This window comes from Streptomyces sp. R33 (assembly GCF_041200175.1).
GTDB lineage: Bacteria > Actinomycetota > Actinomycetes > Streptomycetales > Streptomycetaceae > Streptomyces > Streptomyces katrae_B.
This window is the reverse complement of sequence record NZ_CP165727.1, coordinates 780,705-807,065: the sequence shown is the minus strand read 5'-3', so window position 1 is coordinate 807,065 and position 26,361 is coordinate 780,705. Positions and strand designations below refer to the sequence as shown.

The 26,361-nt window shown below is 72.1% G+C and carries 23 protein-coding genes and 2 pseudogenes; 11 read left to right on the top strand and 14 right to left on the bottom strand.

Annotated features, from left to right (window positions below; translation table 11 throughout):
• Positions 1-14: 14 nt before the first annotated feature.
• From AB5J51_RS04080 to AB5J51_RS04070, 3 genes are all read right to left on the bottom strand, one after another.
• A complete protein-coding gene (locus AB5J51_RS04080) occupies positions 15-1,043 on the bottom strand; it encodes a PI-PLC domain-containing protein (protein ID WP_369776872.1) in 1,029 nt (342 codons plus the stop codon).
• A gap of 454 nt (positions 1,044-1,497) precedes the next feature.
• Positions 1,498-2,322: a DUF1206 domain-containing protein gene (locus AB5J51_RS04075; protein WP_136227025.1), complete on the bottom strand. Its 825-nt coding sequence runs from the start codon at positions 2,320-2,322 to the stop codon at positions 1,498-1,500.
• 5 nt (positions 2,323-2,327) lie between these two features.
• A complete protein-coding gene (locus AB5J51_RS04070) occupies positions 2,328-2,777 on the bottom strand; it encodes an SRPBCC family protein (RefSeq protein ID WP_030293370.1) in 450 nt (149 codons plus the stop codon).
• Between the two features lie 232 nt (positions 2,778-3,009).
• Here AB5J51_RS04070 and AB5J51_RS04065 point away from each other — a divergent pair, with 232 nt between their 5' ends.
• Complete coding sequence (locus AB5J51_RS04065) at positions 3,010-3,564, top strand: hemerythrin domain-containing protein (RefSeq protein ID WP_369776871.1); 555 nt, start codon at positions 3,010-3,012, stop codon at positions 3,562-3,564.
• Between the two features lie 145 nt (positions 3,565-3,709).
• Here AB5J51_RS04065 and AB5J51_RS04060 read toward each other — a convergent pair whose 3' ends face one another.
• The 3 genes from AB5J51_RS04060 to AB5J51_RS04050 all read right to left on the bottom strand — a co-directional run bounded on the left by AB5J51_RS04060 (position 3,710) and on the right by AB5J51_RS04050 (position 6,335).
• A complete protein-coding gene (locus AB5J51_RS04060) occupies positions 3,710-4,120 on the bottom strand; it encodes an ATP-binding protein (protein ID WP_168724420.1) in 411 nt (136 codons plus the stop codon).
• Between the two features lie 216 nt (positions 4,121-4,336).
• Positions 4,337-5,287, bottom strand: coding sequence for an anti-sigma factor RsbA family regulatory protein (locus AB5J51_RS04055; RefSeq protein WP_369776870.1), 951 nt, complete (start codon positions 5,285-5,287; stop codon positions 4,337-4,339).
• A gap of 112 nt (positions 5,288-5,399) precedes the next feature.
• Positions 5,400-6,335, bottom strand: a complete 936-nt coding sequence (locus AB5J51_RS04050) for a SigB/SigF/SigG family RNA polymerase sigma factor (RefSeq protein ID WP_369776869.1) — start codon at positions 6,333-6,335, stop codon at positions 5,400-5,402.
• Between the two features lie 222 nt (positions 6,336-6,557).
• Between AB5J51_RS04050 and AB5J51_RS04045 the strand changes: the two genes are divergently transcribed.
• Positions 6,558-6,905 carry an STAS domain-containing protein gene (locus AB5J51_RS04045; RefSeq protein ID WP_136227031.1) on the top strand — a complete coding sequence of 116 codons (348 nt, stop codon included), beginning with the start codon at positions 6,558-6,560 and terminating at the stop codon, positions 6,903-6,905.
• Positions 6,906-6,958: 53 nt separating this feature from the next.
• Here AB5J51_RS04045 and AB5J51_RS04040 read toward each other — a convergent pair whose 3' ends face one another.
• Both AB5J51_RS04040 and AB5J51_RS04035 read right to left on the bottom strand, forming a co-directional pair.
• A complete protein-coding gene (locus AB5J51_RS04040) occupies positions 6,959-8,518 on the bottom strand; it encodes a DUF4139 domain-containing protein (RefSeq protein ID WP_136227032.1) in 1,560 nt (519 codons plus the stop codon).
• A gap of 6 nt (positions 8,519-8,524) precedes the next feature.
• The gene (locus AB5J51_RS04035) at positions 8,525-10,678 is read right to left on the bottom strand and encodes a DUF4139 domain-containing protein (RefSeq protein ID WP_369776868.1); all 2,154 of its coding nucleotides are present in this window, start codon (positions 10,676-10,678) and stop codon (positions 8,525-8,527) included.
• Between the two features lie 286 nt (positions 10,679-10,964).
• Here AB5J51_RS04035 and AB5J51_RS04030 point away from each other — a divergent pair, with 286 nt between their 5' ends.
• Genes AB5J51_RS04030 through AB5J51_RS04020 form a run of 3 tightly spaced genes read left to right on the top strand, consistent with a single transcriptional unit; the run spans position 10,965 to position 14,550 of the window.
• Positions 10,965-12,434 carry a uracil-xanthine permease family protein gene (locus AB5J51_RS04030; protein ID WP_369776867.1) on the top strand — a complete coding sequence of 490 codons (1,470 nt, stop codon included), beginning with the start codon at positions 10,965-10,967 and terminating at the stop codon, positions 12,432-12,434.
• The gene (locus tag AB5J51_RS04025) at positions 12,431-13,843 is read left to right on the top strand and encodes an amidohydrolase family protein (protein WP_369776866.1); all 1,413 of its coding nucleotides are present in this window, start codon (positions 12,431-12,433) and stop codon (positions 13,841-13,843) included. The genes AB5J51_RS04030 and AB5J51_RS04025 overlap by 4 nt, the downstream gene beginning before the upstream one ends.
• Positions 13,840-14,550, top strand: coding sequence for a TSUP family transporter (locus tag AB5J51_RS04020; protein WP_369776865.1), 711 nt, complete (start codon positions 13,840-13,842; stop codon positions 14,548-14,550). Before AB5J51_RS04025 ends, AB5J51_RS04020 begins: the two co-directional genes overlap by 4 nt.
• Here AB5J51_RS04020 and AB5J51_RS04015 read toward each other — a convergent pair.
• The gene (locus tag AB5J51_RS04015; RefSeq protein ID WP_369776864.1) at positions 14,534-15,580 is read right to left on the bottom strand and encodes a substrate-binding domain-containing protein; all 1,047 of its coding nucleotides are present in this window, start codon (positions 15,578-15,580) and stop codon (positions 14,534-14,536) included. The genes AB5J51_RS04020 and AB5J51_RS04015 overlap by 17 nt on opposite strands.
• A 468-nt stretch (positions 15,581-16,048) precedes the next feature.
• On the opposite strand from AB5J51_RS04015, the gene AB5J51_RS04010 reads away from it, so the two are divergent.
• Complete coding sequence (locus AB5J51_RS04010) at positions 16,049-16,729, top strand: hypothetical protein (RefSeq protein WP_369776863.1); 681 nt, start codon at positions 16,049-16,051, stop codon at positions 16,727-16,729.
• A gap of 148 nt (positions 16,730-16,877) precedes the next feature.
• Here AB5J51_RS04010 and AB5J51_RS04005 read toward each other — a convergent pair.
• From AB5J51_RS04005 to AB5J51_RS03995, 3 genes and pseudogenes are all read right to left on the bottom strand, one after another.
• Positions 16,878-17,326 (bottom strand): annotated as a pseudogene (locus tag AB5J51_RS04005) (DNA alkylation repair protein); the annotation flags it as partial.
• A gap of 67 nt (positions 17,327-17,393) precedes the next feature.
• On the bottom strand, positions 17,394-18,794 hold the full coding sequence (locus AB5J51_RS04000; RefSeq protein WP_369776862.1) for a beta-propeller fold lactonase family protein: 1,401 nt from the start codon (positions 18,792-18,794) through the stop codon (positions 17,394-17,396).
• 270 nt (positions 18,795-19,064) lie between these two features.
• A complete protein-coding gene (locus tag AB5J51_RS03995; RefSeq protein ID WP_369776861.1) occupies positions 19,065-19,970 on the bottom strand; it encodes a hypothetical protein in 906 nt (301 codons plus the stop codon).
• A 321-nt stretch (positions 19,971-20,291) separates the two neighbouring features.
• On the opposite strand from AB5J51_RS03995, the gene AB5J51_RS03990 reads away from it, so the two are divergent.
• Positions 20,292-21,218: a hypothetical protein gene (locus tag AB5J51_RS03990; RefSeq protein ID WP_369776860.1), complete on the top strand. Its 927-nt coding sequence runs from the start codon at positions 20,292-20,294 to the stop codon at positions 21,216-21,218.
• Between the two features lie 91 nt (positions 21,219-21,309).
• On the opposite strand, the gene AB5J51_RS03985 is transcribed toward AB5J51_RS03990, so the two are convergent.
• Both AB5J51_RS03985 and AB5J51_RS03980 read right to left on the bottom strand, forming a co-directional pair.
• Entirely contained in the window at positions 21,310-23,190 is a 1,881-nt protein-coding gene (locus tag AB5J51_RS03985) for an ATP-binding cassette domain-containing protein (RefSeq protein ID WP_369776859.1), read from the bottom strand.
• Positions 23,191-23,542: 352 nt separating this feature from the next.
• Complete coding sequence (locus AB5J51_RS03980) at positions 23,543-24,280, bottom strand: SDR family oxidoreductase (RefSeq protein WP_369776858.1); 738 nt, start codon at positions 24,278-24,280, stop codon at positions 23,543-23,545.
• Between the two features lie 113 nt (positions 24,281-24,393).
• Between AB5J51_RS03980 and AB5J51_RS03975 the strand changes: the two genes are divergently transcribed.
• From AB5J51_RS03975 to AB5J51_RS03960, 4 genes and pseudogenes are all read left to right on the top strand, one after another.
• Positions 24,394-24,888: an Rrf2 family transcriptional regulator gene (locus AB5J51_RS03975; RefSeq protein WP_369776857.1), complete on the top strand. Its 495-nt coding sequence runs from the start codon at positions 24,394-24,396 to the stop codon at positions 24,886-24,888.
• Between the two features lie 34 nt (positions 24,889-24,922).
• Positions 24,923-25,018: pseudogene (locus AB5J51_RS03970) on the top strand (transcriptional regulator); the annotation flags it as partial.
• Complete coding sequence (locus AB5J51_RS03965) at positions 25,008-25,394, top strand: VOC family protein (RefSeq protein WP_136227041.1); 387 nt, start codon at positions 25,008-25,010, stop codon at positions 25,392-25,394. The pseudogene AB5J51_RS03970 and the gene AB5J51_RS03965, both read left to right, overlap by 11 nt.
• A 144-nt stretch (positions 25,395-25,538) precedes the next feature.
• The gene (locus tag AB5J51_RS03960) at positions 25,539-26,315 is read left to right on the top strand and encodes a polysaccharide deacetylase family protein (protein WP_136227042.1); all 777 of its coding nucleotides are present in this window, start codon (positions 25,539-25,541) and stop codon (positions 26,313-26,315) included.
• The last annotated feature ends 46 nt before the right edge of the window (positions 26,316-26,361 follow it).

Below are 26,361 nucleotides of genomic sequence, written 5' to 3'. Positions count from 1 at the left end.
CCGGTCAGCGGCACTCAGGGGCTCGCGTTGAGCTCCGCCACGATCGAGGCGGGTGTGTGGCCGCTGCCGTCCGACAGCCGGTGGAAGTCGACGGAGACGTAGTTCGGGTTGCGGCCCCCGGCCGCGGGCCGGCACTGCTCGGCGATGCGATTGCGCAGCTTGGCGCCGTTGTCCAGGGCCGCCGTCAGGACGGTGGGCACGTTGCGGTGGTGGCTCATCGTGAACAGCCGCCGGAATCCGGGCTCCTGGCGGTCCAGGGGCACATCGGGCCAGCGGGTGACGCAGGCGAGGTCGTTGCCCATGTCCCCGAGGCTCCAGTAGTTGCTCACCGTCCAGGACTTGTCGTACATGACGCCCAGGTGCTCACGGTCGGACCGGTCCGAGAAGATCAGCAGGCGCTTGCCGGCGGTGACGAGGTCGGCCACCTTCGGCCATCCGTGCTGCCGTACCCCCCAGTCGTCGGGGCGCAGCAGCAGCTCCTGCAGCCCCCTGACCCGGCCGAGGGACTGACCCAGCTGGTCGGCGCCCACGTAGTCCTCGAGGAAGACGGTCACGACCTCCTGCGGATGGGAGGCGAGGAAGTCCACCACGGTCTGCATCGTGCCCTGGAACGACTGCCGCGGCAGGGCGTACGTGGCTCCGGCGAAGGTCTTGCAGTCGCCGTGGCACAGGTAGACGTCGCTGGGGTAGCAGTCGCTGCCGAAGCTGATGACGCACAGCCAGGTGCTGCGCTCGTACCAGTGCGTGTCCAGACTCAGACCGCGGACCCCGTTGTCGAGCTGGGCCCGCACCGACTCGGCCTGGTTCACCGAACTCCAGCGGGAGTCGTCGTAGTTGGTGAAGGCGTTGTGGGTGGTCAGGAAGGCGGCCTCGTCGAGGCGGCGGTCGCCCCAGCGGGCCGCCGCGGCTTCCGCCGCGCCCGTACCGGGGGAGACCGAGGCGGCGGAGGCCCCGGCCGGAGCCGAGGCGGACGCTGCCGTCGCCGCGCCCAGGAGGGCCAGCAGGAGGAGGCAGACGAAGGTGCGCCGGCCGGTCCTTCTCATGAGCCGGGAGGGGGCGGTCCACGGGCCGGGCGCAGGTGCGCTGCGAAGGCGCCCACGGAACCTACTTCGGGGCGTGTCCATGTCAACCATGCGCAGGAGGGTAGCGCGCGGGCCGTCGATCCGCTGCCCCGCGGACGGCGGCGGTTCCACCGGGCCGCCGGCGCGCGGGGCCGTCCGCCCCACCGCTGTCGCCTCGGCCTCGTCCGCAGCTGCCTCGGCGACCCCGGCGGTGAGGAGGCCCGCTGCGGCAGCGCTTGTGCACCGCGGTCGCCGACGTACCGCAACCGGAGCTGTCCGCCCGCTACGTGGCCACCTTCGACCGCAGCCGCCGCCGTACCCTGCACCTCACGTACTGTGGGGCGTGCTGCCCGTACATCGTCCACCGCTCCCGCGGTACGACCCGGCCGCCCAGCCCGCAAGGGGGGCAGTAGGCGCGTGAGCCGCCCGCCCGGGGTCAGACCTTGCGCCACCGGGCCATCGCCCAGGAGAACAGCCCGAAGAGCACCAGGCCGACGGCGACCACGACCAGCAGCCACGGCCCCGCCGCCGTCCCGGTGAACGACCTCAACGTGTCGTCGATGCCCTTCGCCTGCGCCGGGTCGTAGCGCACCGCGGCGTACAGGACGAAGCCGCCGGCCGCCGCGAACACGACGCCCCGGGCCAGGCCGCCGGCCACCCCCAGGAAATCGACGGCCTTGCGCCACCCCTCCGAGGCCCCGCCCATGGCGAGGTCCTCGCGGAAGCTGCGCCGCGCCGCCTGTACCGCGATGACCACGCCCGCGACGGCGATCCCGAGCCCGGCCGCACCCACCAGCCACTGGCCGGCGGGTACGTCCAGCGCCTTGGCCGTCACGTCGCGTGACTGCTCGTCTCCGGAGCGTCCACCGCTGCCCATGGCGAAGGACAGCACGGAGAAGGCGACTGCAGCGTAGAAGACGGTCCGGCACGCCGAGGCCAGCCTCTTCATCGGCTTGTCGCCGTCCGGGCCGGCCGCGCCGAACACCGCCTCCAGCAGGCGCCACAGCGTCATGCACACGAACCCGATGCCCACGGCCCAGATGAGGAGGCTGCCCAAGGAGTTTTCCGCGAGCTCCTGGAGGGCGCCCTGGCGATCGGCCTCCTGGCCTCCGGAGTCGCCGAAGGCCACCCGCAGGGCCAGCACCCCGACCATGACGTACAGCACCCCGCGCGCGAGCAGCCCGCAGCGCGACGTGACCTCCCGGAGCCCACCGCCACGGGATGCGGCCCGGACGCCCCGGTTCGCCTCGCCGGTTGTCATCGGGGTCAGACCTCGCCCCGCCAGCCGCCCGTCTCGACACCGCGCGACTCGATGAACAGCTTGAACCTCTTCAGATCGCCGGCGACCTGGCGCCGGACGAAGCCGAGCTTGTCGGCGGCCGTCTCGGCCAGGCCGTCGGGCACCCAGTTCATGTGCAGAACGACCTTGGTCGTGCTCGCGTCGATCGGTTGGAACGTGACCAGCCCGGCCTGACGGGCCTCCCCGTCCACCGTCATCCATGCGACGCGCCGGTCCGGGAGCTGCTCGGTGATCTGCGCGTCGAACTCGCGCTGTACACCGTTCACGTTCGTCACCCAGTGGGTGAGCGTGTCCGTGCGCTGGTCGATGCGTTCGACGCCTTCCATGAAGGCGGGGAACTCCTCGAACTGCGTCCACTGGTTGTAGGCCGTGCGTAGGGGGACGTTGACCTCGACGTACTCCTCGACGTGCGACATGCGCATCCCTTCCGTGTCGTCGGCGGCCCGCACCCCGCGGTGCCGGTCGCCGGCCGTGAGGACCCTTCACAGCCCGGCTACCCCGCCCCCGAGGCGGCATGCACCGGCCGGCGCGGGCCTCCGGCTGCCGGGCCGCCGCCCGGCCGGCTCGTTAGCGCTGTGTCTTCCCGGGTACACGCGCAGCGACCGGTGCGCACCGCCCGGTCCCGGACGATCGGGAAGGAACGACGGCATGGGACACGCAGGGGACATCATCGCCGAACTGACCGCCGACCACCGTGAGGTGGACGGGCTGTTCGCCAGGATCGAGCACACGACCCCGGCGGGCGAGCGGCAGAAGGCGGCCGAACACCTGACCATCGAACTGATCCGGCACGCGGTCGCGGAGGAGGAGCATCTCTACCCGGCGGTCCGGGAGCATTTCCCGGACGGCGACCTCATCGCGGACAAGGAACTGGCCGACCACGCCCGCGTCGAGAAGCTGCTGAAGGACCTCGAGGGACTCGACGCGGCGGGTCCGGAGTTCGACCAGCTCATCGCCGTACTCAAGGCGGAGGTCACCGCCCACGTGCACGACGAGGAGGACAACCTGTTCCCCCGCCTCCGCCAGGCATGCCCGCCGGAATCCCTCGACAAGCTGGGCGACAAGGTGCGGCGGGCCAAGAGGTTCGCGCCGACCCGGCCCCACCCCGGCGCCCTCGCCTCACGGTCCCGCAACCGGCTGCTGTCCGCGGGTACCGGACTGGTCGACCGGGCCCGGGACCTCGCCAGCGGGCGCGGCGAGTAGGCACGCCGTCACTCCGCCGACACCGACCGCTGCCGCCGGCCGTGTCCCGTCTGCCCGGGACACGGCCGGCGGCACGCTCATGTCCTGCCGGTGCCGGGCCAGGGTGTGGACGGGGACCAGGAGGGCGAAGGCGATGACGATCACGTCACCGGCTGCTGGGCCTGCCCGAGGTCAGCCGCGATGCCTCGATCTCGGCCCAGACGGCCTTGCCGTTGTCATGGACGTGGGTGCCCCAGCGATCGGAGAGGCGCTCCACTATGTGGAGGCCGTGGCCGCCGGGGAGTCCGCGCTGCGGGGAGGGGTGGCGGTGGGGCAGTGTCGTCGTGCCGTCGAAGACCTCGATGCGCAGGACCTCGCCGGACGAGACCACGAGTTCGATGCAACCACCCGCGTGCAGTGAGGCGTTGGTGAGCAGCTCGGAGACGAGGAGCAGGGCGTCCTCGGCGGTCGCGTTGCCGTCCCAGCCCCAGTCCTGCAGGGCCCGGCGTGTGAAGTCGCGGCCCTTGGCCACGTGGCCGCGGACGCCCGAGAGGGCGAGCCGACGGCGCTGTGCCACGGCGGAAGGCCCGGCGTGCAGTGGATCGCCGGTTCCCGGTCCGATGGTTTCCACTGTGGTACCTCACCCCCACCGTTGACACTGGTCTCTCTGCTCGCGGGAACCGTTGCGGCCCGCCTCGCCCCGCCTTCATGGTCCCGGGGCCCTGGGCCGTGCGTACGCCCCCGGGCCGAGGTCACCTGAGCAGGCCCGTTCCAGTCTAGGGGACCGCCGGTCTCACGAGGGTTCCATGTGCATCCTCAGAGTGAGGCCGCTGTCCGAGGCGCGGATCTCGACCAGGTCGCACAGCTGATGGATCATCCACAGGCCGCGGCCCCCGTTGGCCGATGCCAGGGAGGGGCGGCGGCGCCCCGCCAGCGGGTCGGCCAGATGACCGCCATCGCGGATCTCGGCCACCACCCCGCCACCGGGCGTGCCCCACATGCGCAGCACGCCCCGCCCGCCGCCGTGGGCGAGGGAGTTCGCGGCGGCCTCGCTGACCGCGATGATGAGATCGCCGCGCCGCGGCGGGCTCAGGGCCGTGCCGCGGGTCCGGGCCTCTGCGTACGCACGCACCTCGCCCAGCTCGCCGCGGGCGTACGCGAACCAGGTCGCACCGCCGTCGGGTTCGGGCAGCGGGCGATCGCAGTCGGCCATGACCGACGAGGCATCCGCGTAGTCCAAGCTGGGCAGGTCCTTGCCCTCCTCCATCAGCATGGGGTGGGTACGCCGGGCGTCGGACACCACTGCGGCCGGCAGGCCCGGTACGTCGTACGGGCACAGGATGGTGGCCCCTCGTCCTGCGAAGGCGGTGTTGATGAGGGCCTCGTGGCGCGTGGCCTCCAGTACCTCCGCCTGCGTGCGTCCGGGCCAGATCGGCTCGCCGACGATCCGGGCCGGCCGGCCCGCGTGCCGGTCGGCGAATTCCTGCAGGGCGGCCAGGATGCGGCCGGGGTTGCGGCCCAGCTGCGTCATGTCCGTCCAGGTGACCTCGGCCGCATCGACGCCGAGGCTGTCGCGCAGAGACTCCAGGCGAGGGGCGGGCACGGCCACGAGCACCGGCTCATCGGCCGCGAGGGCGGCCCGTACGAACCCGCCCACTCCCGCCAGGTACTCCGCCTGGCCCCGGTAGAACAAGGCGGGGTGGACGAAGCCCCCAGGGGCGCTGGACGCAGGAACGCTCGTCATGCAGCGACCTCCAGCGCGGCACACTCCTCCGGGAACATCTTCACTACCTTGCGGAACGAGTATGGCGGGTGGTGGAGCAACAGGCGACGCCCCTGGCCGGCGACTCCGTTGCCTAGACCGAGAGCATTCCGGCGCGCAGCCGGGTCAGGGTCCGCGACAGCAGGCGCGAGACCTGCATCTGGGAGATGCCGAGTTCGGCGCCGATCTCGGCCTGGGTCTTTTCCTGGCCGAAGCGCAGCCGGAGGATCAGCCGGTCGCGTTCGTCCAGCTGCTCCAGCAGGGGGGCCAGGGTGTGGAACTCCTCGAAGAGTTCCATGGCGGGGTCGAGGTCGCCGAGCCGCTCCGCCAGCGGCCGTGTCGTCCGGCTCGAGGAGGTCGCGGGCTCGTCACTGTCGGCGCCGGCGGTGTCCAGGGAGCCGCTCGTGTAGCCGTTGGCGGCGACCAGCCCGTCGATGACCTGTTCCTCGGTCAGTTCGAGGTGCCGGGCGACTTCCCTGACCGTCGGGGCCCGTCCCAGGAGGTCGGTCAGGGTCTCCTGCGCTTTGGCGAGCTCGGAACGCAGTTCCTGCAGACGGCGCGGGACGTGCACGGCCCAGGTGGTGTCGCGGAAGTAGCGTTTGATCTCACCGGTGATGTAGGGGAGGGCGAGCGTGGAGAACTCGACCTCGCGCTCGGGTTCGTAGCGGTCGATGGCCTTGATGAGACCGATGATGCCGACCTGGATGATGTCGTCGATGTCCAGGCCTCCGCCGTGGGCGCGGGCGCGGAAGCGCCGTGCGGCGAACTGCACGAGGGAGAGGTTCATCTCGATCAGGGTGTTGCGGGCGTACTGGTACTCGCGCGTGCCCTCTTCGAGGTCGCGGAGCCTGGCGAAGAACAGCTTCGAGAGCTCACGCGCGTCGGCAGGTGACGTCTCCCGCGGATTCTTCACCTCGGGCAGTGTCACGCCCTGCGGTGGGGCTCCCGTGGTCCCGTCGGCGGGTACAGAGGGCGTGATCTGCACGTCTGTTGCACGAATGGGACTTACCGCGGTGGCCGAGCGAGACATGGTGGCCGTTCCCTCCCGATTGACTGACGGCTGCCCGGGCGCTTATGCCCCGGATCCTCGTTCTCACACGCCCCTGCGGAATGCTTTTGGATCCGGCCACGCCGGGGAGGCGGTGTCAGCCACAGGGGTGCACACGCCGTGGCCTCGGCGTCCTCGTTCTGCCGTACCGGCAGGCATACTCCCTTGTGGACGCTGTACAGGTGACGATCCGGGGAGGCGGACATGACCGGAGCAGGGGACACGCACCACGAAGGCGTGGTCGGGGACGGCTACCCGGCCGGGGCCGGGTGGGTGGTGGCCGCGCACGGGGAGCTCGACCAGGACACGCTGGCCCCTCTCGAGGAGGCGCTCCGCTCGGCCGCGGACGAGCACCGGGTGGTGGTGCTGGACGCCGGCTCCGTCACCTTCGGCGACTCGTCGTTCCTGAACCTGCTGCTGACGCTGAACCAGCTCACCACCTTTCGCATCGCCGCCCCCAGGGAGCAGCTCCGCCGGCTCTTCGCCCTGACGGGCACCGATACCGTCCTCTCCCTGTACCCGAGCGTCGAGGAAGCCGTCGCCGGGTCATGAAAGGCGCGCCGAGCCACCCCGGGCGGCCGGTGTTCCGCCGCCCGGGGCAGGGCTCAGATCCCGGCGACCTTGGCGCTCGCCGACAGTTCGTAGACCAGGGTGACCGTACGGCGGCCGCCGGGTGGGAGTGCGACGTCCCAGCGGACGATGCCCTCGGCGTCGACCCCGTCGGGCGCCGGTGAACAGGCCTCCTTGCGCAGACGCACCTCCACGGCCGAGACCTCGGACACCGGGATCCGCTCCCGCAGGGCGACCACCCGCTCACCCTGCTCCCCGGGGGCGGAGAAGCGGGACAGGTGCAGCTGAACCGTCCGCGTGACCACGGTCCGCTGCGTGATCCCCGCGGTGGTGCGGGTCTCCTCGGCCTGCCGGACCACCGTGTGGTCGTCGCAGCTGCCGAAGGCGAGCTCGACCGGGGCACCCGGAGCGGTGAAGTCCACCGTGCCGCGGCCGCTGAACCCGCTGCTGCGGACCAGGTCCACGGGACCGGCGAGCAGCGCATGCCCGGACACGTTGGCGAACCGCGCGACCTGGGTGATCAGCGGCGACAGCTCCGGTGAGCATGCGTACTCGCTGCTCGCGGCCGTGGTGAAGGCGGACACCGGCATCCGGTGCGCGCGGCCGTCCCCGGGCACGGAGACGGCTGCGGGAACGCTCAGCACCCGCGCCTCGCCGCCGTCGTCCACCCCCGGCAGGCCGAGCACCGGTGCCGGACCGAGGTCCCCGATCTCCTCCTCGCGCAGCTCGACGTCGACCGTGCGGCGCTCCGCGGCGGAGCGGTCCTTGAGCGTCAGCCGGTCCTCGCCCAGTCGCGGCGGCTCGGTGGCCGACGCGGACCGGGCCGTCGACAAGGTCAGCCGTACGTCCGACCAGTCCTCGCCGGTGCGCTGCCAGACCATCGCGGCGGTCTCCAGCGTGAGGGAGTCCCCTTCGAGCACGGCCCGGTAGGCGGGCCGCCACAGCGCACACGGGGTGAGGTGGCTCAGACGCAGCCCGACCGGCCCGGCCGCTGCGGCCTCCACGGTCAGCTCGACATGGCCGACCAGCTCGGCGGGCTCCTCCTCGGAGCGGGCCATGGCCCGCTGGACCGCCCCGAGTTCGGCATCGAGGGTGGCCAGCCGTGCCTCCGCGGCGCGGAGTTGCTCACCGTGCGCGTCGCGCTCTGCGTCCACCCGGTCCAGTTCGCCGGCCCAGCGGGGCCCTTCGGTCTCGCCGTAACCGGCGCCTTCGCCGATCTCCCGCAGGAGATCGGCGGCGAGACGACCGAGCGAGTCGAGGCGGGAACGCAGCCGATCGCGGCGCTGCTCCAGGACGAGCCGCTCCTCCTCGAGGGTGTGCACGCGCCGGCTCAGGGCGGAGTCGTCGGCGGACGGCAGCGGCCCGCGCGGTGTCCAGGTGCGGACGATCCGTACGTCGAGCACGGTCGCGGGGTGATCGGCGGTCAGCTCGGCGTGGAGGGTACGGTCCACCGCCAGCGCAGTGACCGGCCCGAGACGCAGCCGCTGGACTCCGGCGTCGAGGTCGAGCACGACGGCGCGCTCCACGTGGGCGCGGTCCTCCAGGCAGGTGACGGCGGTGACGGGAAGGGCGATCGGCTTCGGGGCCGTGGACATGGTGTGTCAGCTCCTGCGGTTGCCGTCGACCAGGGCCTTGCCGGCCGGGATGCGGATCTCGTAGCCGCCGTCGAGGGCGGCGGTGGCGCCGGCGGGCAGGTCCACCCGCCAGATGCGGGTGCCCGGGGCGTGGTGCTCGGGCCCCGTACCGGCCTCGGGGCTCGTCCAGTCGGCCCGTTCCTCGATCCGGACGTCCTGTTCGGTGGTGACGGGAACCCGCTCGCGGACCTCGACGGTGACGGGCCGCGCGAGCCGGTTGGCCAGCTCCACGTGGACGCGGTGGTCGAGCACGGTGGTGTTGTTGCGCAGGCCCGAGGTGGACTCGTGCAGGTTCGTACGACGGATGACCCGGATGCCCTCGGCCGGTCCGAGGCCCACCCGGCGGACACCGCCGGGGGCGAGCGTGGGCAGTGCGGCGGTCAGCAGGAAATCGCCGTCGACGGTGACTTCCACCGGGCCGGCCAGCAGCGCCTGGTCGGTCGCGTTGGAGAGCAGCAGCGTCGCGTACACGGTCGGCTCGACGGACGGTACGCAGAGGTACTCGGTGCGCAGGCCGACCGGGATCTCGCCGACGGTGACTGTGTGCCAGGTGCCGTCCGACGGGATGTCGGCGCGGGCGGCCGCATCGAAACGGTGGTCGAAGGAACCCGCCGACTCGCGGGGACGCACGGCGTGCCCGGGCAGCGGCAGCGTGGCCACCGCTTCGGCGCGGCGGCGGCACGCGGCCGCCTCCGGGTCGAGCGGAGAGCCGGGGAACAGCCTGCCCCGGCGACCGCCGTGCTCGTCGGGGCCGCACAGGACGAGGGCGGCGTAGTCGAGTTCGGCACCGCTCGGCTGCGGCGGACCGGCCAGAGGCGGCGGAGGCTGCGGTGGCGGGGGCCCGCCGGGAGTCGCGGGAGCCGGCGGAGCCATGCCGGCGGGGGCCGCGCCGAAGCCGCCGCCGCCCGGCCTGCCGGCCGCCCGGGACCGGGAGGGCTGAGCGGGGGCGGGCATGGCGGCGGGCATGGGGGCGCCGAAAACCGCCGGGGCCGCCGCGTCCACACCGCCCGGGACCGGGAACGCGCCGGTCGGCGCACCGTAGCCCTGCGGTGCCGGCGGCATCGGCACCGACGGCGGTGGGGGCGGCGGTGGTACGGGACCGGATGCGGATCCGGCCCGGACGCCCGCAGTTGCCGGGCGCGGGGCCGGCGGGGCCGGGCGCAGGGCAGGCCGGGGGCCGGCCGCCTCGTACCCGGCGAACAGGTCGGCGAGCCCCGCCGGGGGCTCGCGCCAGCCGGAGGGCGCGGTGGCGGGCTGACGGCGTCCGATCCGCATCGAGCGGAGCCTCGGCAGGTCGGTGCGGCGCCGCAGGTCGGCGGTGGCGAAGGCGATGTGCACGCCGGTCCAGTCCTCGCCTGTGCGCTGGGCGACCGAGGCGCGCAGTACCAGCCGGCCGGTGCCGTCGCCCTGACGGTGGGTGAGCCGGTAGGCGGGCACCCAGACGGCGCCGGGCACGGCGTATTCCAGCTCCAGCTCCAGCTCCGTCTGCGCGTTCGACTCTGCCTCCGCGTCACTGGAGGCGTCGAGGGTGAGGGCCGCGGAGACCGTGGTCTCCACGTGTGCCGGCGGTGCGTCGGTGGAGGCGCGGGCGAGCCTGTCCGCGGCGACGGCGAGCTCGTGCTCGGCGCGGCGCAGCGCCTCCTCCAGCTCGACGAGACGGGCGTGCAGTCGTGTCAGCCGCTCCTCGACGAAGTCGGCGAGCCCCAGCCACGCGTCGACCGGGGTGCGGCGGTGCGGGTCGTCGCGCTTGCGGGGCGGCGGCACCGGGTGCAGACCCCTGACCTCCTCGATCAGGCCCAGTTGCCGGTCCCGGCGCCCTTGCGCGGCAGCGTGCTCCTCGCGCAGCCGCTCGACCTCGCGCCGCAGCGTTTCGGGTGCGCCGGTGCCGAGGGGCTCGGCCTCGACCTCCACCCGGGCCTCGGTGACGCACACTGCGGGGGTGGCGCCCAGGACACGGACCCGCAGTGAACCGGGGTCCAGTGAGCGGGGCAGTCCCGTCACCCGCAGCCGGCCGTTCGCAGGCACACTGCCCCGGGCCAGTCGGCGGCAGACCGCGCCCTGCGCGTACACCACGACCGAATCGAGGGTCGACCTCCACGTGTGTGGTGTCTCAGCCGTCATGTATTCCGCCCCCTTGCTGCGCCCGTGCCGAGCGAAGCCTATGCCCGAACCACCCCTCCCCGAACCGGACGGTCTCCACGGCCTCGTGGTTCCCAACCGCGATGGCCGTCTCCACCGTTGACCATGTGGGGGTGGCGGCCTACCGGGCCGCACGGAACCCTTGACGGCCGTCCGAGGCCCTCAGATACTGGCGGCCAAATCGATTTGGCCACCTCGCTTTGGCTCTCCGTCCAGGGCCGGATCACGGCTGAACTCATGCGTGTCGAACGCCGATCGGAGCTCGAACGTGTCCAGTCCCCGCCAGACCATCCCCGGAACGCAGCAGCCACCGACGCCGGAGTCGGCCGACCCCCCGGCCGGCCACCCCGAGGGTCCGCACCCCGAGGGTCCGCACCCCGACGGCGTGCACCCCGGCGGCGTCCACCCCGTCGACGAGTCCCGCCCCTTCGCCCGGATCCTCCTCTTCGGAATCCAGCACGTCCTCGTCATGGCCGCCACCCCGATCTCGGCGATCTTCCTGATGAGCGCCACCCTCCGCCTCGACTCCCACCTCACCGTCGACCTGCTCTCCGCGGCCTTCGTGCTCTCCGGCGTCGGCTCGCTCATCCAGTCGCTCGGACCCTGGAAGTTCGGCCCCCGGCTCCCGTTCGTGATGCTGCCGGGCGGCGCGCCCCTGATCCTCTTCCTCGCCATCGCCGAGCAGCACGGTCTGCGCACGGCCACCGGGGCGGTCGTCCTCACCGCCGCCTTCTCCTTCGTCGTCCTCCCCGTCTTCTCGCGGCTGCTGGCCTTCTTCCCGGCCCTCGTCATCGGCACGATGATCGTCATCGTGGGCGTCAACCTGGTGAAGGTCGGCGCCGTCCTCGTCACCGGCCGCCCCGGTGAACCGGGCTTCGGCGACCCCACCAACCTCGGGCTCGGCGTGGCCACGATCGGGTTCACCGTCGTCTTCTACCTGCTGTTCACCGGCATCCTGCGCCAACTCGCCGTCATGCTGGGCCTGCTCGCCGGCACCGTGCTCGCCGCAGTCCTCGGCGCCGTCGACCTCGGGCGCGCCGCCCAGGACGGCCTGGTCAACGCGCCGCAGCTGCTGCCCTTCGGCTCCCCCCGGTTCAGCCTCGTCGCCGCGCTGCCGCTGATGCTCTACAGCCTCGCCTCCATGGCGGAGGCCACCGGCCAGACCGTCATCAACGCCGAGGCCGTCGGCAAGGAGATCGACCGGCGCACCGCCGTCCCCAAGACCATCAGGGGAGACGCACTCACCTCCCTCGCCGGTGGCTTCTTCGGACTGCCGCTGATGGTGACGAGCGGCGAGAACATCGGGATCGTCCGCGTCACCGGCGTCCGCAGCCGCTTCGTCACCGCCGCGGCCGGCATCGTCCTCATCGTCATCGGCTTCCTCGCGCCCGTGACCCGCGCCATCAGCGTCATCCCGTCCGCCGTCATCGGCGGCACCGCCATGGTCGTGTTCGCCGTCATCACCGTGCTCGGCATACAGATGCTCGGCCGCTCGGACCTCGACCGGCACACCGACACCTTCGTCTGCGCCGTCGCCCTCGCGCTCGGCCTGCTGCCCATCCTGATCCCCGGTGTGTACGCGGCCTTCCCGCCGAACCTCCGGATCCTTCTCGAAAGCGGTGTCGCCGTCGGCGCGTGCGTCGCCGTCGTACTCAACCTCCTCTTCCACCACGTCAGGCCCTGCGTCGTTGCCCGCGCGGCCCGCGCCCGTACGGAAAGCGAAAAGACCGGCCGATGAACCAGCTCATCCGCGACCTCCTCGACGGGCCCGGCCCGCTCCTCCTCGTACCGGACGCCGTGCTGTTGCCCGAAGGCCCGGCCGACGGCATGGCGGTGGTCGTCGCCGACGGCACGTTCCGCGCCGTCGGCCCCGCCGAGGAGCTGGGGCGCACCCACGCGCATCTCGACCCCGTACGACTGCCCGGCCACCTCCTGATGCCCGGCTTCGTCGACGCCCACCACCACCTCACGCAGAGCTTCGGCTCCGCGCTCGCCTACGGGGAGCCGTCGGAGATCTTCCGCCGGGTCTGGGCGCCACTGGAGGGCGCTCTGGACGAGGAATCGGCGTACACATCAGCCAAATTGGCGGCGCTCGAAGCGCTGCGGGGCGGGTTCACCACCGTCGCCGACGCCGGCAACCGCACCGGTGTGGACATCGACGTCGTGGCCTCCGCCACTCGTGACGCCGGCATCCGCTGCGTCCTGGGACTCGTCTGTGACGACGCCGGGACGGGGGACGACGCCGGGACGGGGACGGAGGGCCCCTCCGCACTCGACGGTGCGGGGAAGCACCTGGCCCGGTACGAAGGCGACCCGCTCGTCCATGCCTCGCTCGCCGTGTCCGTCCCCGAGGCGGCCACGGCCGCCACCCTCCGGCGCACCGCCCGGCTCGCCGCGGAAGCCGGGGCCACCGTACAGATCCACGTCAACGAGCACCTGGCCGGCGTCGAACGCTCCCTGGTACGGCACGGCCTGCGCCCGCTCGAGTACCTGCACCACCTCGGCGCACTCGGCCCCCAGCTGCTCGCCGCACACGCCACCCTGCTCACCCCGCGCGAGCTGACCCTGCTCGCCGACACGGGCACCGCCGTGAGCTACAACCCCGTCGCGAGTGCCTGGAAGGGCAACGCCGTCGCCCCGGCCACGGCCATGGCCGAGCGCGGCATCCGCTTCGGGCTCGGCACCGACGGCACCCGGGGGGACGGATTCCGGCTCGCCGAAGCAGCCGAGTTCGCCCAGCGCATCGCCTACGGCCTCACCACCGGCGACTCGTCGTGCGGCGCCGGGTGGACCTGGCTCGAGCACGCCACGCGGGACGGCGCCGACGCCGTCGGCCTGGGCGCCCGTACCGGCACCGTCGCCGAGGGCCTGGCCGCCGACTTCCTCCTCGCCGACGTCACCACCCCCGAACTCGCGCTGTCCTGGGACCTGCCGTGGGAGCTCGTACGACGTGGCAACCGCGACCAGATCACCGCCGTGTTCGTCGCGGGCCGGATGCGCCTGTGGTGCGGCCGGCCCACCGGATGGGACGGCCCCGCGCTCGTACGGCGAGCGGCCGAACTGGCCCGCGCCGCAGTGGAAAGGGCCCCCATCACCCGGGTACACCCCACCTCCACCGCAGCACGCGAGCGGAGCACCGCACGATGAGCCCCGAGACGCTCGCGGTACTCGCCCTCGCCGTGGCCCTCGCCGCGTTCGTCCAGGGCAGCAGCGGACTCGGCTTCGCCCTGATCGTCGCCCCCGTGGCCGGGATCCTCGATCCGGGCCTGCTCCCGGTGTTCGTCCTGGCGTCGATGATCCCGCTGAACCTGTACGTCGCCTGGCGCGAGTGGGGCGCACTCGATCTGCGGGGTGCCGGCTGGATCACCGCCGCCAGGCTCGGCGCCACCCCCGGCGGCCTGGCACTGCTCTGGCTGATCCCGCACCGCAGCCTCGGCCTGTTCGTGGGCATCGCCACCGTGCTGGCGGCCGTGGTGAGCCTCGCCGCTCCCGCTTTCACCCCCGGCCGGGCCGCCTACGTCGGAGCGGGCGCGGTGACGGGGCTGACGGAGACCGCGACCGGCGTGGGCGGCCCACCGCTCGCGCTCGTCTACCAGCACCGGCCGCCGGCCGAGCTCCGTGCCACCGTCGCCGTCTGCTTCCTCGTCGGCGAAGTGGCCTCGCTGATCCTGCTGTTCGCCACCGGGCGGGGGCGCCCGCAGGACCTCGGCTGGGCCCTCGTGCTCCTGCCTGCGATCACTGCCGGAGCGTGGCTGAGCCGCCTGGTGCACCACCGGCTGGACGCACACAGGATGCGCCTGTTCGTGCTGGCCTTCGCGCTGGTCTCCGGGCTGGTCCTCATGCTGGGGGCGTGACCCGCAGCGAAGACGCCCGTACGACCAGCCGGGGCGCGGGCGGCGCGGCCACCCCGACGGTGGCCGCCTCCCCTCCCTGAAGCCGCCCCAGCAAGAGCTCCACCGCGTCGGCCGCTGCCCGGTCCAGGTGCAGGTCGACGGCCGTGAGCAGCGGATCGCAGGTACGGGCGCGCAGTCCGTCGTACCGGGTGACGACCATGACGTCATCCGGTACGGCCCGCCCGCTGTCCCGGATCGCCCGGACCGCACCCACCGCGAAGGCGTCCACCAGCGCACAGACCGCATCGATCCCGGGTTGTTCGGCGAGCAGGGCCGCGCACCGCTCGTAGCCGGCCTGCTCCCCGCCCGCCTCGGGGGCGGTCGCGACGACAGGTGCCCAGCCGTACTCGGCCGCGATGCGCTCGTACGCTTCGCGCGCGTCGACGGAGGAGTGCCGTTCGCCCGAGCCGATGATCAGTGCGGGCTGCGTGGCGCCCTGCGCGTGCAGATGGGCGAGCAGCATTTCGGCGACGAGCCCGCCGTGCAGGTCCACGTACGGGGCCTCCTCGTCCGGCGAGACGGGCCTGCCGAGCGCCACGTACGGCAGCCCGCGCTCCCGCAGCAGGGCAGCCGCCGGGTCGTTCACGTCCGGCTCGACGACGATGGCCCCGTCGATGTCGACCGATTGCAGCCCGGAGCCGGACCGGACGGGCGGTACGAGTACGAGCGCGTAGTCGTGCAGCAGCGCGCTCTCGGCCGCGGCGGCGGCGATCTCCATGTAGAACCCGAGCCGGGACGGCCCGCCGGCCACCGCGAACGGCATGGAAGACGCCAGTGCGATGGCCTTGGCCTGCCCGCGCCGCAACCGCTGCGCCCGGAGGTTGGGCCGGTAGCCGAGCTCGGCGGCAACCTGCTTGATCCGCTCCCGTGTGCGGGGGTCGACCTTGCCGAGCCCGTTGAGGGCATGTGAGACCGTCGTACGCGACACCCCGGCGACGCGCGCGACATCGGCGATCGTCGGTGGCTTGGCGCCGAGACCGGGCGGGGGCATCTGCGCTGACGCTCCTCACGTGTTGGGGACGGGTGACCCCGTCATCCTCGCCGACCCACGTGGCGGCCGCGCTCGCGGGTGGCAGATCGCACCGTAGACGAGTTCCGGGACCGATTCCAGGTCACGGGCTGCGGCCGGGCGGGCAACGTGCTCGTCGATCGCGCCGCGGGCGGTGTGCGGCCGACCTCGGCGTGGGTGTTGTTGTGTCTCCGCTTCGATCGCTCGAGCCGTCGGCCTCGGAATCGACCGCACACAGGCCACGATCCCCACACGAGGGAACACCCGAACTGACCTGCGGGTACTGGGCGCTCGTCAGGTACGCCGCAGGACGCGCACCTGCCCACCCGGACACCGTGCTCTACCGCGCCTCGTCCCCAGCAGGCGAGTATCCGGTATCGCTCAAACCCACACACCTCACAGGTGACCTGGGTAGAGTCCGCAGGCAACACCACCTATCGAGGAGCCCTCATGGCCGCACAGGAGCAAACCCTCAAGTCCCAGTACGTCGAAAAGGTCACCGCCGACCTCGAGCTGAACACCGCCGAGCAGGAGCGGATCCGCAAGGAGATCGCGTCCCTGCAGGAGCACCTGACCGCTCTGGAGCAGGACCAGCAACTCCTCATCGGAATGCGGGCGGCCATCGGCGACACCACGGTTGCGGTGCCCGCCCCGCGCCCCGGAAAGAAGACCGCGACGAAGACCGCGACGAAGGTCGCCACGAAGGCCGCGGGGACGAAGACCGCAACCACCGCCACCGCGAAGAAGGCGACCGCGAAGCGGACCACCGTCAAGAAGGCAACTGCCGTGAAGGCTGCGGCGAAGAAGCCCGTGGCGGAGAAGGCCCCCGCGTCCAAGGAGAAGCCGGTCCCGCTCACGGAGCTCATCCACCAGCACCTGAGCGGCCAGACGGAGCCGAAGACGGCCCGCGAGATCGCCCAGGCCCTCACCACCGCGCACCCGGAGCGCAACCTCAGCGACAATCTCGTGCGCACGACCACCGAGCGTCTGGTGGCCCGCAGCCTTGCGGAGCGCGCCAAGCAGGGCTCCACCGTCTACTACACGGCGATCCAGCACAACAACACGCCCGCCGAAGCCCCGGCCGCGGTACCGGCCCAGGCCGAGAACGAGCCGGTGGCGACCACCGCCTGACCACCGCGTACGTGGCCCGTCCTGCACACCGCCACGACCACGGCGACAAGCACGCGTCAGTGTGGCGTCCCGCCGTCGACGTCCACCCCGCATGCCGTGACGCCGGCCGCCACCGTGAGGTGACGGCCGGCGCGGGGTCTCCCGCACGTCACCGGCGGCGCACCATCTCGGTGATCCAGACGGGTGCGTACGGAGAGGTGCAGCCCGGAGAGGTCGGGTAGTCCTTGAGCACTTCCAGGCGCTCACCGATGTCGAGGGCACGGGCGCGGTACTCGGCGTGGTCGATGCCGATCTGCGCCAGGCAGTGGTTCATCGCCCACTGAAGCCGGTCCGGGGCGTCCTTCATCTCCGCTTCGATGACGTCGAGCAGCCCCGCGAGGTCGAGGCCCTCGGGCTTCTTCGTCACGCGCTCGGTGGTCAGCGCCCAGCCGGCACTGGCGACCACGGGATCCGGATCGGCCGACCACGCGACGCGTAGCTCTTCGGAGTGCGGGTTCTTCTTCACCACGTAGTTCACGAGCCAGTCGTGCACCTTGGGTTGCGCGCCCCGCGCAACATCACGTCCAACTCGTCACGCTCGAACGCCTTCGGGCGGCAGCTCGGCCATCACCTCGGCCACCGTCGTCCCGGCCACCCCGGCCTCCCGTCCCTCACGTCCGGGTTTTCAGCCTACGGCGGGAGCCGGCCTCCCGTGGTGGTTCCTCGTGCAGGCGGTGGCGGTGGACGGGCCGTGGGTGGCGTCGCCGGCGAAGGTGGCGGTGTAGCACGCTTCGTCGTCATACCTGCGCGGTACCTTGCAGAAGGCGTGGCCCCTGCTGTCGGTCGTGTCGGTGCACAGCGAGACGGAGTCGGTGGTGAACTCGATCGGCTTGCCGTCCACGGGCTCGCCTCCGGTGGTCAGCCTGGCCTTCAGGGCGAGGCCGCCGCCGGCCATGACACCCCGCCCGTCCTGGCCCTTCTCCTCCTTCTTCTTCTCCGCCTTCAGCGTCAGCGTGGTCGCAATCCGCGGCTGCTCCAGCACGGGGATGGTCCCGATCGCCACGGCGACGGGGCCGTCGCCGACATTGACGGTGGCGGTGACGGCATTGGCGGCCGAGTCGATCACCGACACCGTGCCCGAGCCGACGTTGGTGACGTAGACGCGGGAGGCATCCGGGATGACCGCCACCCCCTGGGGGAGGGAACCGACGGGGATGGTGGCGGTGACGGTATTGCTGGCGGAGTTGATCACCGACACGGTGCCCGGGGAGGTGGCGTTGGTGACGTAGACGTTGGCGCCACCGACCAGGGCGGCCGCCACTCCCAGCGGGGAGGAGCCGACGGGGATGGTGGCGGCGATGCCGTTGCCGGCGGCGTCGATCACGGACACGGTGCCGTCATTGGTGTTGGTGACGTAGGCGGAGTCCGGATTGACCGCCACACCTTGGGGGAAGGTGCCGACGTCGATGGTGGCGGTGACGGTGTTGGAGGCGATGTCGATCACCGACACGGTGTTCGAGCCGGGATTGGCGACGTAGACGCTGGATCCCACCGCCACACCACGAGGGGCCATGCCGACGGAGACCGTGGCGGTGACGGTGTTGGTGGCGGTACTGATCACCGACACGGTGCCGCTGATGGAGTTGGTGACATAGGCCCGGGTGCCGTCCGGGGTGATCGCCACGCCGCGGGGGCCTCTGCCGACGGTGATGGTGGCCGTGACGGCGTTGGAGGCGGTGCTGATCACCGACACGGTGGTGCCATCGGAGTTGGCGACGTAGACACGGGTGCCGTCCGGAGTGACCGCCACACCCTCGGGGCGACTGCCGACGGGGATGGTGTCGGTGACGGTGTTGGTGGCGGTGTCGATCACCGACACGGTGCCCGAGAAGGCATTGGTGACGTAGGCGAGGGTTCTGGCCTGCGCGGCGGCAGGTGTTGCCGAGGCGAGCGGGACGATCATCCCGGCCAGTACCGCGAGCCCCGCGAACCAGGACCGCAGCAACGTCCACCAGGTACCCCCGCCCCCTCGGCTTCGCACCGTGTTCCGCTGTTCCGGCGCCGCCCATGCCGCGGTACCCGACATCACAACCTCCTGCAGTGCACGACACCGAAGTGGCGTTTCCATGGCGACGAGCGATGCCCCGTGAGGCATGTCCGGGTCCGCCGCGGCGTCGATGGTCGCCGCAGCCGACGCTAACGTCGGCACCCGCCCGCCCCCGCTCAACACCCGTGAAGGCGGGCCGTACGGATGAGTGGATACTCCCTACGGCCTATGTGGGCCTTCACCGTGGGCGAGGTCACCGGCGGTATCGGCGTCCGGCCACCAGCCGGGCGCCGATACCGCTGTCGCGGGTCAGACCCCGCAGAAGGGCATGCTGCGGAGGTATCCGCCGAGGTTCTCGTCGTCGGTGCCGAGGACCGCGTCGGTGGATCCCGGCAGGCACTCCACCCCCTCGATCTTGTACTGCGGGAAGGTCCCGAGCACGGTCGGGGACGCCGCGAGCGTGACACGTACCCGGCCGGACGCCGATACGGTCACCCGGCCCGCCTCGCTCACCGCGGAGTCGAACGGGCCGTCGTCGCCGGCGTCCGCCGCCGAACTCACGATGATCCGGCCGGAGTCGGTCACCGAGATGTCGGAGATGTGCCGCGTCTCGTCGTCGGTCGGGTACGTCGCCCGGTAGGCCCGGCGGGTCACGCTGCCGAACTGCGGCTGCCCCCACGAGGCGAACGTGAGGGGCGCCGAGTACAGCATTGCGGGACGCGCCGCACCTGCTCCGCGGTCAGCCCACAGGGCGGCGAGCTGTCCGTTCTGGGCCACGAGCGCGAAGCTCTCGAAGTCGTCGCCCTCCCCGATCGCCGGCAGCGCGGCGTAGTCCACGACCGTCGCCGTACTGCCGACGACTCTCAGGCGGTAGACGATGCCGCGACCGGCGAGCGCCAGGTACTCCTCCGGCATCTGGGGGATGGCTTCGATGGCCTCCAGGTCGACGGGCTCGGCCCCGTTCCAGGTGATCGGGGAGATGCCGTCCGATCCCTCCCAGTGGGTGATCCGGGACAGGCGCTTCTGCCCCGTCCCCTTGTTGTCGTGCACGACCAGTGCGTGTACGCCGGCTCCGTCCTCGGTACGGCCTTCGAACGCGATGCCGCTGACACCGCTACGGGCGTCGCCGCCCACCTGCTGCCATGGGCCGTCCGCACCGGCGGGGGCGGTGCCGAGCAGTGTCAGCAGCGCGGTCGCCGCGGTGAGCCGGGCCATGCGCTGCAACATCGGGAGTTTCACTGGGGGTCGCTCGCCTTCCCTCCGACAGACGCGAGATCACGCGCCGGTCGGCAGGGTATTGATCATGGTCGGTGCAGCTCAACGACGCTTGCGCCAAGTGGGGGAGCGCGAAGGAGGAAGGGTCTGACCGGCACGGGACGCCTTCGCTGTGCTCCGCCGCCATTGCGGCCGACGTCTGAGTCGAATACGTCAGTTCCGGCACCGGTGTCGTTGATCGAACCCGTAGCGTGCGTGGCTGACACCGCCCGGGCCCCGAGGGTGCAGCCCTGTCCGGGGCCATTCCACGACAGGAGACCCATGCGTAGCGCACTGCTCAAGCACGGGGTGCGAGCGACGGCCGCGGCCGCGCTCGTCCTCGCCACCTCCCTCGGCGGTCCGGCCGTCGCGGACACTGCGGACGACGGCGCCCCCCAGGACCAGGCCGGCCTCGGCCTGCGCGCGCCGAGGCCGGTCGACGTGCGGATCACGGCGTCGGGGATCGAGGCACCGGAGTCCGCGCAGGCGGGCATGGTGTCCTTCCGGGTCAGGACGGACGACCCGAACGGACACTTCCTGCAGGCCTTCCGGCCGCACCCCGGTGTGACGGTGGACCAGGTGCTGGCCGACCTCGCCAAGGCCGTCAGTCACCAGCCCGTTCCCACGGCCGAGGGCATATCCGCGGTGCGCGACGAGGCGGAGCTGTTCGGCGGGGCACAGGTCACACCGTCGGTCCCGGAGACGTTCACCGCTCCGATCACCGCGGGCGAGCTCGTCCTGCTGGACTTCGGGGCCTTCCTCGCGGACCCGGCCCACCCGGTCACGCGCACGCTTCAGCTCCAGGGCCCCAAGAGGTCCGGGAGCCTGACGGACTTCGCCGACGGCCTGGTGATCGAACGGGACACCGCGGACGGCCCCCGCTTCGACGTCCGCGGCCTGGACCGGGCCGTGGGCCGCATCCTGGTGCACAACTCCTCCGGCGAGCTGCACGAGATGGCGGTGCAGCCCGTCGCACCCGGCACCACGGACGCCCAGATCCAAGCCGTCTTCGACCGCACCGCGCCCGGTCCGCTGCCCTACACCGGACGGCCCGTCGGCCTCGGCATGCTCTCTCCCGGCCGCTCCGCGCTGCTGGAGACCCGGAACCTGCCCCCGGGCACGTACGTACTCATGTGCTTCGTCCCGGACGCGAAGACCGGCCTCCCGCATGCGGTCAAGGGCATGCACAAGGTCGTCGTCCTGACCTGACGCCTGACGCCTGACGCCCGGGAATTCGCGCGACCGCAGGGGACGCGGCGCAGCACGGTGCACCACGCCCACGCCCCTGCGAGAGCCCGGCCTACCGGTCCCGGGAGAGCCGCACGAGCTCGGCGAAGGAGCCCTCCAGCCGCACCAGTTCCTCGTACGTGCCCTGCTCCGTGATCCTCCCGGCGTCGAGGACGATGATCCGGTCGGCGAGGCGGCAGTTTTCCATCCGGTGCGTGACGATCACCGTGATCCGGTCGTCCTTCATGTCCCGGAGCCCGGAGAACACCATGTGCTCCCCGCGCGGGTCCATCGCCGACGTCGGCTCGTCCATGACGAGGAGCGCCGGCCGCCGGTGGAAGGCCCTGCCGCACGCCAGACGCTGCCACTGGCCGCCCGAGGGCTCGTGGCCACCCCACAGGGACCGCGCCAGCAGCGTGTCCAGGCCATGGGGGAATTCCTGTACGGCCTCCTTCATTCCGACGGCGGCCAGGGCCTCCCAGACGGCCTCCTCACCGCGGGCGTCGGGCCGGCCGAGGGTGATGTTCTCGCGGGTCGAGAAGGGCCAGTACCCGTACGACTGGGTGACGAGCCCGACGTGGGTCCACGCCGAACGCTGGTCGGCGTCCGACGTCGGCACGCCGTCCCAGGACACGCTGCCCGCCGTCGGGGTCGTCAGAGCCGTCAGGAGCCGGATGAACGTGGACTTGCCGGCGCCGTTCTCCCCGACGAGGGCGACCACCTCCCCGCGGTTCAGGGTGAGGTCGACCGGTCCGAGCGCCGGGGTGTCCTTGCCCGGATACGTGTACGAGGCCCCCTCCATCCGAATCTTCTGCGGGGCGTCGAGCACCTGCGCCCCGCGCGGTACGGACTGCTCGGCCGACTGCGCGATGAAGGCGGCGTAGTCGCCGAGGTAGAGGGCGTGCTGGAACATCGCCGCTCCGTACACGACGAGTTGCGACAGGGCCGCGGTGGACGTCCGCATGGCGACGATGGCGGTGCCGGCCGCGCCCACGGCCATGTAGCCGCCGATCACCAGGGCGCCGAGGGAGAACCAGGTCAGGAGGATGAACAGACCGGACACGGCGGCCGCGGCCAGGTACACGGTCAGGTAGCGCGGGGCGGAGCTGACCATCTTGGAGTCGATCCGCTCGCAGACGGCCGCGTACCAGTGGTGCGCGTACGTCCGCATGCTGTTGCCGCGGAGCTCGTCGGCCAGCTTGGGGGTCGTGAGATGCCAGCGCATCATGTGGCGGATGTTGCGGGAGGCAACCGTCTCGTTGTGGAGGCGGTAGTCGAGGCGTGCGGCGAAGACCGAGCCGAGGCCCCGCGGGATCACCGACAGCAGCAGGAGCGGCAGGAGCAGCGGGTGTACGACGGACAGCACCGACGCCACGGCGAGCATGTCGATCAGGCCGCCGGTGAAGCCGAGCGCGTCCTGCAGCAGCATGGAGGAGCGGGCCGATCCCGTTTCCGCCGCTTCGGAGCGCTCGGTGAAGTCGGGGGCGTCGTAGGCGGCCAGCTCGACGTCCATGTGGGCGTCGACCATGGCCAGGTCGGCGATCGTGGACATGCCGGGGTTCAGGCGCCGGGCGGCGCTGCCCGAGGCGATGGAAGCCAGCGCCCCCAAGGCGGTCATGGCCGCGGTGGCGACCAGGGGCCACGTGGCGGCAGCGATGCGCTGCTCGGCGGTACCGCCGGCGAGCAGAGGTCCCATGGCCCTCGAGACCGCGGCGAGGGAGGCGGCCGTGCACACCCCGCCGAGCAGCTGGGCGCACACGAGCCAGGTGAATGCCGTGCGGTTCACCGCCCAGGCCAGCTTCGCGGTCTGTGTGAGGGCGGCGGGTACGCGGCGGGCCATCTGGGCGAGCGACAGCCGTTCCATCGTCTCGTTGTGCCGGCCCCAGGTGAACTTGAACTCCGGTGGCGCGGGCAGCGCGGTGTCCTTCGGCTTCCCGGCCTTCTGCTGCGTCATTCTGCGGCTCCTCCAACTCGGCTGTGAGGGAACCCGGTTCACCGGCGCAGGGCATGGCGGCGCAGCCCGCCGGCCGAGGCCGGGGGAGGCGCCGCTGCGCTGTCCGGGGAACTGGAGGGAGTGAGTACACAGCAGCGTGAGGGCCGGAGCAGCCGGATCTGGCCGACCTGCTCACGCGGTCGGCTCCGCCCTGTCGGCTGATCGTTCCGGGCACTGGCCGGGTTGCGGGGGTCCCTGGAGGGGAGGTTTGGCTGGATCCGGTGGGTGGGAGCGGGGGGCAGGGGAAATCGCTTGCCTGCCCCCCGATGCTGTGACTGGCAACGTTCGCCGGGTCGTTGCGGACCCGCGGACCCTAGGGGGTGTCGAGCCAGTCCTTGTAGTGGGTGGGGGCCAGGCGTGCGTCCGGGCCTGCGACGAGGACGTCGCCGGAGACGGCCGCGAACATGCCCGCCTGCGCGTCGGTGACGACAGTGCGCCGATCCTGCCGGGCGGACAGGGTGAGGCGGCCGAGCTCGTCCAGCGTGAAGACGTCGGGGCCCGCGACGTCGAGTGTGCCGTCCAGCGGCTTGGCGGTGGCGACGTCGGCCAGCGCCTCGACCACGTCGGCCGTCGCGATGGGCTGGACGGGTGTGGCGGGCAGCCGGACGGTGTGGTCGTCGGCGGTCCAGGACATGACAGCGTCCATGAACTCGAAGAACTGGGTGGCGCGCACGATCGAGTACGGGGTGGGGCCGGTGCGCAGCAGGTCCTCCTGCAGCGTCTTCGCGCGGTAGTAGTCCAGCTGCGGCACCTGGTCGACTCCGACGATGGAGAGGATGACCTGATGGCCGACCCCCGCGCGCTCGCCCGCCGCCAGCAGGTTGCCCATGGTGGTACGGAAGAAGTCCGGGGAGGCTTCGTCGAACGTGGGGGAGTTCGTCACGTTGACGACCGTGTCCGCGCCTTCGAGCGCCTGGTCGAGCCCCGCGCCGGTGAGCAGGTCGACCCCGCTCGAGAGGGATGCGACGACCACCTCGTGTCCGGCCTCGCGGAGCCTGGAGACGAGCTGGGAACCGATCAGTCCGGTGCCGCCGATGACTGTGATCTTCATGGCCGTGCCCTTTCCGTGAGCCGAGTGCCGCGAGCGGCCGCGGTGCAAACTCGGATAAGTCTTGTCCGAGATGATACTCGGATATTCTGGGTCCGAGTCAAACGGGAGGGTGCATGAAGCTGTCCGGTGGCGTGGAGTGGGCGCTGCACTGCTGTGTGGTGCTGACCGCGGCGACCGAGCCGGTCCCGGCGGCCCGGCTGGCGCGGCTGCACGACGTCTCGCCCAGTTACCTCGCCAAGCAGATGCAGGCCCTGTCCCGGGCGGGCCTCGTGACGTCCGTCCAGGGCAAGACGGGCGGGTACGCCCTGACCCGGGCCGCCTCCGAGATCACGGTGCTGGACGTGGTGCAGGCCGTCGACGGGCCCGGCCCGGCCTTCGTGTGCACCGAGATCCGCCAGCGGGGCCCGCTCGGGACCCCGCCCCAGGACTGCACGAAGCCGTGCGCCGTCGCCCGCGTGATGGCCGCTGCCGACACCGCCTGGCGGGCGTCGCTGCAGGGTGTCTCCATCGCCGACCTCGTGGGCTCGGTGGAGCGGGACAGCGGGCCCGGGGCGCTGCCGAGCATCGGGGTCTGGCTGAACCAGTCGAACGCTTCCGGCGGCACCTGACACGCCGGCGGGACTTGATGGGCAAGCCGCCTGCCGCTACAAGTTCCACGATCGGAACACCGAACCCCTTGAGCGCATCGCGACACGGTGGCTCAGGCCCGACACCCGGGGAGCACCCCATGAAGATCCACCGGACGAGTGTCTTCGTCGACGACCAGGAGAAGGCCCTGCGCTTCTACACCGAGGTGCTCGGCTTCGTGAAGAAGCACGACGTCCCGCTGGGCGAGGACCGCTGGCTGACCGTGGTCTCCCCGGAGGCGCCCGACGGGACCGAACTGCTGCTGGAGCCCGCCGGGCACCCTGTGGTGAAGGCGTACCGGGACGGGCTGGCCAAGGAAGGCATCCCGCTCGCGGCCTTCCTCGTGGAGGACGTGCCCGCGGAGTTCGACCGGCTCCGTGAGCTCGGCGTGCGGTTCACCCAGGAGCCGGTCGAGATGGGCGCGGTCACCACTGCGGTTCTGGACGACACCTGCGGCAACCTGATCCAGATCCTGCACAGCAGGTAGGGCGCCCGGCGCGATCTGCTGCCGGTGTGTCGCAAGGGCTGCGCCGAATCGGCCGATCGGAGGAACAAATCCCCCGAACGGGTGACCTACCCTGGATCGGCAACGTGAGATCCGGGGGCCGAGCGCAAAAGGAAGAGCGCGTCCATGGGCATCATCATCAGTTCCGTACGTCGTCGGCGGGCGGGATTCGCCGTGACGGGGGCCGTCCTCGGCCTTCTGGCAGCAGCCGGCACACCGGCGCTCGCCGCTGCGGACGGCCCGGCGGGCCGGTCGCCGGCCAACTCCGGGTCCGCCCAGGGCGCCACCCCGATCCCGCTGGGGATCTCCCGGCTGGCCCAGGGTCCGGGCCACAACGTCGCCATCACCATCGACGACGGTCCGGACCCCCGCTGGACCCCGCAGATCCTCAAGGTGCTGAAGCAGAACCACGTCAAGGCCACCTTCTGCATGATCGGAACCCGGGCGCAGAAGTACCCCGCTCTGGTGCGCGCGGTCGCTGCCGACGGTCACCAGCTGTGCGACCACTCCGTCGACCACGACGTGACGATGGACCACAAGCCCGTCGCCTTCCAGCGGCAGCAGATCCTGGACGGCAAGGCCATGATCGAGAAGGCCGTGCCGGGTGTCGCCGTGAACTACTACCGTGCGCCGGGCGGCGCCTTCACCCCCGACAGCCGTGCGATAGCCGCCGCGAGCGGGATGCGTCCCCTGGGCTGGAGCGTGGACCCCAAGGACTGGAGCCGGCCGGGCCTGCCGGCGATCGTCGCCGCGCTGGAGGGCAAGCTGCCCCGGCAGCCGACCGTCCTGTTCCACGACGGCGGCGGCGACCGCAGCGAGACGGTCGCGGCGCTCAAGGAGTACCTGCCCTGGCTCACCGCACGGGGCTACACCTTCACCTTCCCGGCCCGCACCACCCCGTAGGGACCCCTCCCGGGCTCGGCCCGGGAACCCGTCCACGCCAAACGGA

Bases quoted from the DNA above. Each gene is read 5' to 3' on its own strand.
- AB5J51_RS04065 (WP_369776871.1), top strand. From the start codon at position 3,010: ATGGGACACGCAGGGGACATCATCGCCGAACTGACCGCCGACCACCGT.
- AB5J51_RS04035 (WP_369776868.1), bottom strand. From the start codon at position 10,678: ATGACGGCTGAGACACCACACACGTGGAGGTCGACCCTCGATTCGGTC.
- AB5J51_RS04010 (WP_369776863.1), top strand. From the start codon at position 16,049: ATGGCCGCACAGGAGCAAACCCTCAAGTCCCAGTACGTCGAAAAGGTC.
- AB5J51_RS03990 (WP_369776860.1), top strand. From the start codon at position 20,292: ATGCGTAGCGCACTGCTCAAGCACGGGGTGCGAGCGACGGCCGCGGCC.
- AB5J51_RS04020 (WP_369776865.1), top strand. From the start codon at position 13,840: ATGAGCCCCGAGACGCTCGCGGTACTCGCCCTCGCCGTGGCCCTCGCC.
- AB5J51_RS04040 (WP_136227032.1), bottom strand. From the start codon at position 8,518: ATGTCCACGGCCCCGAAGCCGATCGCCCTTCCCGTCACCGCCGTCACC.
- AB5J51_RS04025 (WP_369776866.1), top strand. From the start codon at position 12,431: ATGAACCAGCTCATCCGCGACCTCCTCGACGGGCCCGGCCCGCTCCTC.
- AB5J51_RS03960 (WP_136227042.1), top strand. From the start codon at position 25,539: ATGGGCATCATCATCAGTTCCGTACGTCGTCGGCGGGCGGGATTCGCC.
- AB5J51_RS04000 (WP_369776862.1), bottom strand. From the start codon at position 18,794: ATGTCGGGTACCGCGGCATGGGCGGCGCCGGAACAGCGGAACACGGTG.
- AB5J51_RS03985 (WP_369776859.1), bottom strand. From the start codon at position 23,190: ATGACGCAGCAGAAGGCCGGGAAGCCGAAGGACACCGCGCTGCCCGCG.
- AB5J51_RS04075 (WP_136227025.1), bottom strand. From the start codon at position 2,322: ATGACAACCGGCGAGGCGAACCGGGGCGTCCGGGCCGCATCCCGTGGC.
- AB5J51_RS03975 (WP_369776857.1), top strand. From the start codon at position 24,394: ATGAAGCTGTCCGGTGGCGTGGAGTGGGCGCTGCACTGCTGTGTGGTG.
- AB5J51_RS03965 (WP_136227041.1), top strand. From the start codon at position 25,008: ATGAAGATCCACCGGACGAGTGTCTTCGTCGACGACCAGGAGAAGGCC.
- AB5J51_RS04080 (WP_369776872.1), bottom strand. From the start codon at position 1,043: ATGAGAAGGACCGGCCGGCGCACCTTCGTCTGCCTCCTCCTGCTGGCC.
- AB5J51_RS04070 (WP_030293370.1), bottom strand. From the start codon at position 2,777: ATGTCGCACGTCGAGGAGTACGTCGAGGTCAACGTCCCCCTACGCACG.
- AB5J51_RS04045 (WP_136227031.1), top strand. From the start codon at position 6,558: ATGACCGGAGCAGGGGACACGCACCACGAAGGCGTGGTCGGGGACGGC.
- AB5J51_RS04055 (WP_369776870.1), bottom strand. From the start codon at position 5,287: ATGACGAGCGTTCCTGCGTCCAGCGCCCCTGGGGGCTTCGTCCACCCC.
- AB5J51_RS04015 (WP_369776864.1), bottom strand. From the start codon at position 15,580: ATGCCCCCGCCCGGTCTCGGCGCCAAGCCACCGACGATCGCCGATGTC.
- AB5J51_RS04050 (WP_369776869.1), bottom strand. From the start codon at position 6,335: ATGTCTCGCTCGGCCACCGCGGTAAGTCCCATTCGTGCAACAGACGTG.
- AB5J51_RS03995 (WP_369776861.1), bottom strand. From the start codon at position 19,970: ATGGCCCGGCTCACCGCGGCGACCGCGCTGCTGACACTGCTCGGCACC.
- AB5J51_RS03980 (WP_369776858.1), bottom strand. From the start codon at position 24,280: ATGAAGATCACAGTCATCGGCGGCACCGGACTGATCGGTTCCCAGCTC.